Origin of the sequence: Pseudopedobacter sp. (assembly GCF_040392825.1) — a bacterium.
GTDB lineage: Bacteria > Bacteroidota > Bacteroidia > Sphingobacteriales > Sphingobacteriaceae > Pseudopedobacter.
Genome location: NZ_JBEBVH010000144.1, coordinates 1 through 9,948, shown reverse-complemented (window position 1 = coordinate 9,948; position 9,948 = coordinate 1). Strand labels below are relative to the sequence as shown.

Genomic DNA, 9,948 nt, shown 5'->3' with positions numbered 1-9,948 from the left:
TTAGCAAGTACCAAATACTTTGATAGTTTAACCAACGACCTTTACAAACAAATAAAACCTAATTATAAAATTTTCTATCAGACAGCTGCGTATAAAAAAAGTAAAGGTGTAAATAAGAAACTGGATCTTAAAAAAGAAGGCGTATTAGCGGGCTTAAAAGAAGATCAGAAAGATATGGTGATAGAGAATGCATCCCAGAATGCGAGAACTGTAAAAGATAATATTGAAAACAGAAGTGTAGAAACGCAAGACCTTTTTAAGGTAATAACCAGATATATTATTGAATATAACCGAAAGTTCACGCTATCGGTCTCCTGTCTGGTCTTATTTTTTATAGGTGCTCCTTTAGGAGCTATTATTAGAAAAGGAGGTTTAGGGCTTCCGGTGGTTGTATCGGTTATCTTTTTCCTGATATACCATATTATTAGTACAATTGGCGAGAAAATGGCCAGAGATGGTACCATATCACCATTAATGGGTATGTGGATAGCTATTTTTGTGTTAACTCCTTTAGGATTATTTCTTACATATAAAGCAACAGCAGATTCTGCTTTATTTGATATAGATTACTATAAAAACTTGTTTAAAAAACTCTTTAAAAGAAAAGAAAAACAATAGACAATTAAAGTCTCATCTTCATTCAGATGTTACATTATTATTGCTTTTGATTTAAATTACCCTAAGTAAATTTGAGTAACTTTGATAGATTTTTTGAAAGAAGATCGCAATAAGAACATGCTTATATGTTAAATACGATAGAAGAAGCAATACAAGATATAAAAGATGGAAAAATCATCATTGTTGTAGACGATGAAGACCGCGAAAATGAAGGTGATTTTTTAGTAGCAGCCAGATACGCCACCCCAGAGGTAATTAACTTTATGGCCAAAGAGGGAAGAGGTTTAATTTGCGCACCTATTACCGAACAAAGAGGAAAAGAACTGGAGTTAGATCTGATGGTGGGGAAAAATACCGCAACATTAGAAACCAATTTCACAGTAACGGTAGATTTATTAGGTAAAGGATGTACGACAGGTATATCGGCTTCGGACAGATCCAGGACCATTCTAGCCTTGATAGATCCGGAAACCAAACCATCTGATTTGGGCAGACCAGGACATATATTTCCTTTAATAGCTAAAAATGGAGGTGTATTAAGAAGAACTGGTCATACCGAAGCTGCAATTGATTTATCTGTTTTAGCAGGATTGGAGCCAGCCGGTGTTATTTGCGAGGTAATGAATGAAGAAGGGGAAATGGCTCGTTTGCCAGAATTATTGGAGATGGCAAAGAAATGGAATATGAAAGTCGTTTCAATTCAAGATCTGATATCATACCGATTAGAAAAAGAGTCATTAATAAAAAGAGAGGTTTCTGTTAACCTGCCGACTGAATGGGGCGAATTTCAAATGGTTGCCTTCACTCAGGTCAATACCGGAGAAAATCATCTGGCTATAACGAAGGGGGCCTGGAAGCCTAACGAGCCCATTTTGGCCAGGGTGCACAGCTCATGTGTAACGGGAGATATTTTTGGCTCGTGTAAATGTGATTGCGGACCTCAATTGCATAAGGCGATGGAAATGATTGAGAAAGAAGGAAAAGGAATAATTGTTTATATGAACCAGGAGGGTAGGGGAATTGGTTTGATTAATAAACTAAAAAGTTATAACCTCCAAGAACAGGGATTAGATACCTACGAGGCTAATATTGCACTGGGATTTAAGATGGATGAGCGGGATTATGGGGTAGGAGCCCAGATTTTAAGAGAAATGGGAGTCCGTAAAATGAGATTAATGTCAAACAATCCTACAAAAAGAGCAGGCTTAATAGGCTATGGGTTAGAAGTTGTAGAAAATGTTCCTATCGAAATAGCTTCTAATAAACATAACGAAAGATATTTACAGGCAAAGCGGGATAAGATGGGACATACCATCATGAAAAATCCGTAATTGCTTTTTAGAGAAAAGATAATGACCAAAAAATAAATTACATTATCATTCAAAAAAAATCGGGAGAATCTTCTTCCGATTTTTTTATTCTATTTTAACAGGTTTCATATTTTCACCAACCGCAACCAAAGTAAATTCTCCCGTAGATGCTTTTTCTCTATAATCTGAATACATATCCTCTACGTACGCTTCAACCAGCACTTTAATGCTGGTATTGCCAACATGTATGATATTACCAATAAGTTCAACGAAACTTCCTGCGGGAATTGGTTTAATAAAGCTGATTTTATCAGATCCGACGGTAACAAAAGCTTTTCTGGCATAACGCGTTGCAGTAATAAAAGCTATTTCGTCCATCATAGCCATTACAGCGCCACCAAACATAGTATTATGATGGTTTGTAATATCTGGGAATACAGTTTTAAATACGCTGGTTCTACAGGCAAGTATCTTTTCTTCTTTGGTCATTAACAAATATAAGGATAAAGATTCTACGGGTGTTTGTTAAATGGCAGCTTCCTCATATTTAACAATTAATTATAGGATATAATGTGAAAAATAGAAGAACTATTTCTTAAAGAAGCCACCTAAAATATCTCCCAATCCACCTTTCTTGCCCAAAGCAGAGATGGCATCCTGAAAATTAACCTGTCCGTCCCCATTTTGATCTAAACCGATCCCTTTAAGGGAATCCAATAATCCACTGCCTTGCCCATCAGATAACGAAGAAATAATGTCTGATATATTAAATCCGCTATTTCCTTCCTTAGCTTTGGAAAAAATAGACCCTAATATCTGAGGAATGACAGATTGCGAAAAATTTGCAGCGGTTTGTGTGTCTATACCGAAATTGCTTCCCAATTTAGCACTCAAGCTCTGAACTATATTTTGCACTACAGGGTTTGATGTTATAGAATTTACATTGGCTAATCCTGCAATATCATTTATTTGGCCATTAGAGATAGCATCTTTAAATCCGGAAATTATAGATGTACCAGTCTCTCTGGCAACATCAGAGCCCAAATTGTTAGAAATACCTTCCGTATTTTGTACTTGCTGTTGAGCTATTTGGTTAATAAGCTCTTTAATTTTGTCAATCATAACTAGTATTTTATTATTAAGTATTATTGAAATTTACACAAATAAATTAAAAAGATACGGGTGTTTAAGGTATCTTTTTTTGGGAGAAGTTACGGAAAATAGCAGAAAAGAAAAGCCGCTATAAAAGCGGCTAATCAACTATATATCAACTAAGCAATTTTGAAAACTTTGTCGAATGAAACATTGCTGGTACAGCTTACTTCGAGGTCTTTAATTAAACCCGTATTTAAATCCAGTACCCAACCATGAAGCTGAAGGTCTTGTCCCTTTGCCCATGCATTTTGTACAATAGCGGTTGCACTTAGCTTATGAACACCCTCTATCACATTAAGATCAACCATTCTTTTTATTTTTGCTTCCTCATCCTGAATGGCATCTACCTCTTCTTTATGTATTCTGTAAACATCCTTAATGTTTCTTAACCAGTTATCAATTAGTCCGAATTGTTTGTCGGACATAGCTGCTGCAACACCGCCGCAACCATAATGACCATTGATAATAACATGATTCACTTTAAGCACATTAACCGCATAATCCAAAACGCTCAGCATATTTAAGTCGTTGTGGGCAATTACATTAGCAATATTCCTGTGAACAAATATTTCGCCCGGTAAAGTCCCCGTGACTTGATTAGCAGGGACACGGCTATCAGAACAGCCTATCCATAATATAGGAGGCTTTTGTCCCGAGGCCAATTTTTCAAAATAATCCGGGTTTTCCTGTAATGTTTTTTCTACCCAGTTTTTATTTCCTAATAAAAGAGATTCGTATGTTATATGATTTGTTTCTATCATGACTTTTTAATTTTAATTCTGTTCAATAACTTCTTTTAATTCACTTTTGTTCGGTAAGACCTCTTCCAGTTTTGGTAATTGATAGATAGGCCTAATGTTGATCAAATCAACCTCTATTTTGTTTTTATAGGCATTTTGATGAAAGTTCTCTATAATTTCGAGTACATCTCTATCTATATATTTGGAGTTAGAACCGTCTATTATGACTTTTGCACCCTGTGGTATATGCGTTAAGGTGTAGCGTATGGCTCCTTTATTAAGGAATGAAACTTCTTCAGACAATTTGAGTCTGAGTGTTTTTTGTTTACCTTCATTTTCCAGCTTGTAGAAATAAGGGTTTCTCATGTTAGCTCTTAACAAATAGAAAACACCAATTAACATTCCTATAGCAACTCCCATTAGTAAATCAGTAAAAACTATAGCTAAAACAGTGACAAAGAACGGGATAAACTGATCTTTACCGTGCTTCCACATTTTTTTAAACAATAAAATGTTTGCCAGTTTATACCCTGTAAGTAATAAAATAGCAGCCAAACAAGCTAAAGGAATCATATTTATGACTGAAGGGATAGCCAGTAACGCAACCAATAACCATATACCATGAAAAATGGCTGATAGCTTAGTTTGTCCACCCGAGTTTGCGTTTGCCGAAGAACGAACAATAACCGATGTCATAGGTAAACCACCCAACATACCGCTTACGCTATTTCCGATACCTTGTGCAACTAACTCTCTGTTTGTAGGAGACACTCTTTTTTGCTTGTCTATCTTATCAACAGCTTCTATACTTAAAAGTGTTTCTAGCGAAGCAACTACAGCAATAGTAATAGCAACAGTCCATACATCTGGATTCAAAATCTGTCCAAAGTTTGGAAAAACAAAAAGATTAGTAAATTCTCCAAAGCTGGATACAATAGGGATCTGTACCAGATGTTCTGGAGTTAAAGCTAAACCTGTATTGCTAAAAAAATGCGCTAATAAAACTCCCGCAATAACTACTAAAAGTGGCGCAGGAATTACATTTACTTTTTTAATTTTTGGCCAGAATATTAAAATAGCCATTGAAGCTAAAGTAATAAGTACCGCACCAGGTTGTAAATTCTGAAAAGCTGTTGCAATAGCCTCAAATGCACTTTGTTTTTCTGCTGTAGTATTTTCATCGGTAAAGTAGCTAACATCATATCCCAGTGCATGTGGGATTTGTTTCAGAATAAGAATGATACCAATGGCAGCTAACATTCCCTCAATTACTGAAGACGGAAAATAGTTTCCTATTGTTCCTGCCTTTGCAATACCGAGTATAATTTGGATGAGTCCGGCAATAATTACAGCAAGTAAGAATGTTTCAAACGCTCCTAGTTGTGTAATTGCATTTAGAACGATAACTGTTAAACCGGCGGCAGGTCCGCTCACACTCAATTGAGATCCGCTAAAAGAAGCTACAACTAAACCACCTATTATTCCCGTTAAAACACCAGAGAATAAGGGAGCCCCGGAAGCCAGTGCAATGCCCAAACATAGAGGTAGCGCCACTAAAAATACAACAATACTTGATGTGAAGTCCTTTTTCATTGTTTCAGGCCTCAAATATTTTGATACATTGAAACCCGGGAACAAAGAATCTTTTTCCTTTTTCATTTTCGATTAAATAAATCTTTTGTTTAATAAACTCCTTGAAAATTACGTTCGATAAAAAATCACAACGGAATTTTAAACACAACAATCCTCTAATGCACCACGCATTTCAAGAATATAAGCTAAGATTAGTTAACCTATGTTAGGCGGAGGGGTTGGAACAGAAGGGAAAAAAGATTCAATATAATTTCTTGGCTTTATATGATATTTTGTCTTTACGTCCATCTCTATGGGCAATAAAGATAAATCATAAACGCCGTATATGTCTATTGCTTTTTTAACATTGGTGTCTTTTGAATTTTCATGAGTTTCATTTTCCAACTCAAGTTGTAAAATGACTGCATTTACCGTTGTTTTATCTATGTTTATGAAAAGCGGAGCAACAGATAGAACCATTTTGGCCGAAAAGACCATAAGAAAAATGATTGCTATTCTCTTTTTTATTGTTGCTTTAGACATAAAAATTATTGATGTTTCAATTTAAATGTTCCCAAATATATTTTTTAGATATAAAAAGTGCAAGAAAAAAATATTAAGATTACAAAAAGATTAAATTTCTTTGGCATTTTTTGATAAATCTATATTTGTTTTAATTTATTGATTTTCAGTTGATTTGTCTGAATTTTTGTGTGGTATTAATAAAAAGTGATATTCCTCATATTTCACTAAGCTCAAAGTCATTCTATTGTCATTCGGGTTGAGATAGCTTTACACCATCAAAAAAGCTATAATTTATGCAACCTGACAAATTTTATTACGACAACAAAATTGTAAGGAACTTTGCCATTGCCACGATGGTGTGGGGGATTATTGGGATGCTTGTGGGGGTGCTCGCGGCAACACAGTTATTTAGTCCTTCGGCAAATTTAGGTTCTCAGTACACTACTTTTGGTAGAATTAGGCCGCTACATACAAATGCGGTGATCTTCGCATTTGTAGGAAATGCAATCTTTATGGGTGTTTATTACTCGCTACAAAGATTGTTAAAGGCCAGAATGTTTAGCGATGTTTTAAGTAAGATCCATTTTTGGGGTTGGCAGTTAGTTATTGTGCTGGCAGCTATAACCTTGCCTCTTGGAATTACAACATCTCATGAATACGCCGAATTGGAATGGCCAATAGATATTCTTCTGACAATTGTATGGGTAGTTTTCGGAGTAAATATGTTTGGAACAATTTTCAAACGCAGAGAGAAACACTTGTATGTGGCCATTTGGTTTTATATAGCAACCTTTGTTACCGTAGCTGTATTGCATATTGTTAATTCCTTTCAGATTCCGGTTTCTGCATTTAAAAGCTATTATCTTTTCGCAGGTGTACAGGATGCTTTGGTACAGTGGTGGTACGGCCATAATGCAGTTGCGTTTTTCCTCACAACTCCTTATTTAGGATTGATGTATTATTTCCTGCCAAAAATGGCAAACAGACCGGTTTACTCTTATAAATTAAGTATACTTCACTTTTGGTCTCTAATTTTTATCTACATATGGGCAGGACCTCACCATTTATTATATACATCCTTGCCAGGATGGGCACAGTCTCTTGGTGTCGCCTTTTCAATCATGTTAATCGCTCCAAGTTGGGGAGGTATGATTAATGGGTTACTAACTTTAAGAGGTGCCTGGGACAAAGTTCGAGACAATGTGACATTAAAATTTATGGTTGTTGCGCTTACCTGTTATGGTATGGCAACGTTCGAAGGTCCCATGCTTTCTTTAAAAGAAGTTAACGCTATTGCGCACTTTACAGATTGGATTGTTGCTCACGTTCACGTTGGTGCTTTAGGATGGAATGGTTTCTTAACGTTTGGTGTAATGTACTGGTTAATTCCAAGAATTTACAAAACAGAATTGTTCTCTAAAAAATTAGCTTCAACCCATTTCTGGTTGGGAACATTAGGTATTCTTTTTTATGCAATCCCAATGTATTGGAGCGGTTTCACCCAAGGCTTAATGTGGAAAGAGTTTACCGAAGAGGGAATGTTGAAATATCCGGGATTCATTGAAACCACGTTAAGGATTATTCCAATGCATATGTTAAGAGCTCTGGGGGGAGTTATGTACCTGAGTGGAGTTATTATTATGGCTTACAACCTGGTAAAAACTGCTAAGGCTGGAAGCCTGGTAGAACAGGAATATGCCGAAGCATTGCCATTACCGGTAGAAAACCATATCAAAGGAGAAACTGCTCATAAACGATTAGAGCGTAAGCCAATTGCTATGCTTGTTTTAAGCTTAGTAGTAATCTTAATCGGTGGTTTGGTAGAGATGGTTCCAACGTTCTTTATAAGTTCTAACGTACCCACTATTTCCAGTGTAAAACCATATACTCCATTAGAGGTACAGGGACGCGATTTATATATTAAAGAAGGTTGTGTAAACTGTCACTCTCAAACTGTAAGGCCTTTCAGAAGTGAAACCGAGCGCTATGGCGAATATAGTAAAGCAGGAGAGTTTGTGTACGACCATCCGTTTTTATGGGGTTCTAAACGTACAGGGCCAGATTTGCATAGGGTAGGAGGAAAATACAGCCATGCATGGCATTATAATCATATGATAGATCCGTCTAGTATGACACCGGGAAGTATTATGCCTTCTTACGATTGGTTAGCCATACAGGAAATAGACACCACATCAACAGCTTCTAAGATTAATGCACTAAGAAAAATTGGGGTTCCTTATGCCGAAGGCTATGAGAATGTAGCCAACCATGATTTAATGAAACAGGCAGAAAACATTACTGCAGGTCTAAAAGCAGATAATATAGAAGTCTCTCCAACTTCTGAAATGGTAGCAATAATAGCTTATCTGCAAAGATTGGGAGTTGATATCAAAGCAGAAAAGAAAAATTAGTTAAACATCAAAAAATTATAAAATCATGTTTAAACAAATAAGTAATCTAGCAGGAGATGAGGTTTATTTACTGATATCTCTGCTCATATTCATAGCTTTTTTTATAGGTGCAACTATTATGTTGATCAAAATGAAAAAAAATCATACAACATATATGAGTGGACTTCCTATGGAAAGTGAAAACCAGATAAATGAATAAAAAACAGGATATGAAAAAATTGACCTCAATATTTTTATTGTCAGCTTTGACTTTTGGTGCCGGAAACGCATTTGCCGAAGAAGGAAGGATGACTACTACAGAACTGATGAATTATATAGGCGTAGGTGCTATTGTTTTTACATTGGTGCTTGTGTTGATTGTTTGTTTGGTTCTTTTAAACACTTTTAAGGTAATGGCTGCTATCCTCTTAAAAGATAGTAAGCCAGAAGTTCAGCTAGGCGTAGCGGTAGAACAACAGGTTGGAAAAGTAAAGCAAAAACGTACTTTTTGGCAAAAAGTTCTTTCTTTAAGACCACTTTCAGAAGAAAAAGATATAGTAATAGAACATGACTTCGACGGTATTAAAGAATTGGATAATCCAACCCCGGGGTGGTTTATGTATTTATTCTATGGAACTATCATTTTTGCAGTGGTTTATTTATTGAATTTCCATGTTTTTAAATTAGGTAAATCTCAGGAAGACGAATATATAGCAGAAATGGAACAGGCAGAGGCTGCCAAAGAAGCATTTCTTGCACAATCTGCTAATAGAGTGGATGAAAATACAGTAACCTACTCAAATGATCCTGCTGTTATTAGTGCCGGACAAGCAATTTTCGAGAAAAATTGTGTAGCCTGCCATGGAGACAAAGGTCAGGGAACCGTAGGGCCGAATCTTACCGATGATTACTGGTTACATGGAGGAACTGTTAAAAGCATTTTTAAAACCATTAAATACGGTGTGCCTGATAAAGGTATGATTTCATGGGAGAAACAGCTAACTCCTAAAGAAATTGCAGAGTTAGCAAGTTATATTAAATCTTTAAGAGGTACTAATCCCGCAGGTGCAAAAGAACCGCAGGGAGTTGAAGATACAGGTGAAGAACCTGTAGAGGAAAGTGCTCATACAGAAACTGTAAAAGAAATTTAACAAGATCAGTGCACTTAACTAAGTGCACTGATCTTGTTTTCAGGGAAAAGACTAAAATTTTAAAAAGTGGAAGATATACAATACCATAGTACCGTACAGGCTGATGGCAAGAGAAGATGGCTGTATCCATTGGTGAGAAAAGATAAATTCTATACGTATCGTAGTTTTTTAGGGTATACGTTATTGTTATTTTTATTTGTAGCGCCATTTCTTAAGATCAATGGCAATCAGTTACTACTAATAAATGTCATAGAAAGGAAGTTTATCATTTTTGGACAGGTAATATGGCCACAAGACTTTTTCATTTTTGTATTGGCTTCTTTATTAGCTTTAGTCAGTATCGTGCTCTTTACGATAGCCTTTGGTAGGGTATTCTGTGGCTGGATTTGCCCTCAAACAATTTTTCTTGAGTTGGTGTTTCGTAAAATAGAGATTTGGATAGAAGGAGAGCCTGCGGCAAGGAAAAAATTAGACGAAGGAGAATGGA

The 9,948-nt window shown here is 36.0% G+C and carries 10 protein-coding genes; 5 read left to right on the top strand and 5 right to left on the bottom strand.

Annotation, left to right across the window (positions count from 1 at the left end; all coding sequences use genetic code 11):
• Both ABWO41_RS11235 and ABWO41_RS11230 read left to right on the top strand, forming a co-directional pair.
• On the top strand, positions 1–618 hold a 618-nt coding region (locus ABWO41_RS11235), incomplete at its 5' end, for an LptF/LptG family permease (protein WP_353137732.1).
• A 125-nt stretch (positions 619–743) separates the two neighbouring features.
• The gene (locus tag ABWO41_RS11230) at positions 744–1,949 is read left to right on the top strand and encodes a bifunctional 3,4-dihydroxy-2-butanone-4-phosphate synthase/GTP cyclohydrolase II (protein ID WP_353137730.1); all 1,206 of its coding nucleotides are present in this window, start codon (positions 744–746) and stop codon (positions 1,947–1,949) included.
• An 84-nt stretch (positions 1,950–2,033) separates the two neighbouring features.
• On the opposite strand, the gene ABWO41_RS11225 is transcribed toward ABWO41_RS11230, so the two are convergent.
• The 5 genes from ABWO41_RS11225 to ABWO41_RS11205 form a co-directional block, all read right to left on the bottom strand.
• Positions 2,034–2,417, bottom strand: a complete 384-nt coding sequence (locus tag ABWO41_RS11225; RefSeq protein ID WP_353137728.1) for an acyl-CoA thioesterase — start codon at positions 2,415–2,417, stop codon at positions 2,034–2,036.
• A 99-nt stretch (positions 2,418–2,516) separates the two neighbouring features.
• Positions 2,517–3,050 (bottom strand): hypothetical protein, encoded by a 534-nt coding sequence (locus tag ABWO41_RS11220; RefSeq protein WP_353137726.1) that lies wholly within the window; start codon positions 3,048–3,050, stop codon positions 2,517–2,519.
• 149 nt (positions 3,051–3,199) lie between these two features.
• Complete coding sequence (locus tag ABWO41_RS11215; RefSeq protein ID WP_353137724.1) at positions 3,200–3,844, bottom strand: carbonic anhydrase; 645 nt, start codon at positions 3,842–3,844, stop codon at positions 3,200–3,202.
• A 12-nt stretch (positions 3,845–3,856) separates the two neighbouring features.
• Positions 3,857–5,482 carry a SulP family inorganic anion transporter gene (locus ABWO41_RS11210; protein WP_353137722.1) on the bottom strand — a complete coding sequence of 542 codons (1,626 nt, stop codon included), beginning with the start codon at positions 5,480–5,482 and terminating at the stop codon, positions 3,857–3,859.
• A gap of 129 nt (positions 5,483–5,611) precedes the next feature.
• Positions 5,612–5,938 carry a hypothetical protein gene (locus ABWO41_RS11205; protein ID WP_353137720.1) on the bottom strand — a complete coding sequence of 109 codons (327 nt, stop codon included), beginning with the start codon at positions 5,936–5,938 and terminating at the stop codon, positions 5,612–5,614.
• Positions 5,939–6,213: 275 nt separating this feature from the next.
• On the opposite strand from ABWO41_RS11205, the gene ccoN reads away from it, so the two are divergent.
• The 3 genes from ccoN to ABWO41_RS11190 all read left to right on the top strand — a co-directional run.
• Positions 6,214–8,331, top strand: a complete 2,118-nt coding sequence (ccoN, locus tag ABWO41_RS11200; RefSeq protein ID WP_353137718.1) for a cytochrome-c oxidase, cbb3-type subunit I — start codon at positions 6,214–6,216, stop codon at positions 8,329–8,331.
• Between the two features lie 191 nt (positions 8,332–8,522).
• Positions 8,523–9,461, top strand: coding sequence for a cbb3-type cytochrome c oxidase N-terminal domain-containing protein (locus tag ABWO41_RS11195; protein WP_353137716.1), 939 nt, complete (start codon positions 8,523–8,525; stop codon positions 9,459–9,461).
• Positions 9,462–9,527: 66 nt separating this feature from the next.
• On the top strand, positions 9,528–9,948 hold a 421-nt coding region (locus tag ABWO41_RS11190), incomplete at its 3' end, for a 4Fe-4S binding protein (protein WP_353137714.1).

Excerpts from the sequence above, each read along its gene's own strand:
- ABWO41_RS11230 (WP_353137730.1), top strand. The coding sequence starts at position 744 with ATGTTAAATACGATAGAAGAAGCAATACAAGATATAAAAGATGGAAAA.
- ABWO41_RS11225 (WP_353137728.1), bottom strand. The coding sequence starts at position 2,417 with ATGACCAAAGAAGAAAAGATACTTGCCTGTAGAACCAGCGTATTTAAA.
- ABWO41_RS11220 (WP_353137726.1), bottom strand. The coding sequence starts at position 3,050 with ATGATTGACAAAATTAAAGAGCTTATTAACCAAATAGCTCAACAGCAA.
- ABWO41_RS11215 (WP_353137724.1), bottom strand. The coding sequence starts at position 3,844 with ATGATAGAAACAAATCATATAACATACGAATCTCTTTTATTAGGAAAT.
- ABWO41_RS11210 (WP_353137722.1), bottom strand. The coding sequence starts at position 5,482 with ATGAAAAAGGAAAAAGATTCTTTGTTCCCGGGTTTCAATGTATCAAAA.
- ABWO41_RS11205 (WP_353137720.1), bottom strand. The coding sequence starts at position 5,938 with ATGTCTAAAGCAACAATAAAAAAGAGAATAGCAATCATTTTTCTTATG.
- ccoN (WP_353137718.1), top strand. The coding sequence starts at position 6,214 with ATGCAACCTGACAAATTTTATTACGACAACAAAATTGTAAGGAACTTT.
- ABWO41_RS11195 (WP_353137716.1), top strand. The coding sequence starts at position 8,523 with ATGAATAAAAAACAGGATATGAAAAAATTGACCTCAATATTTTTATTG.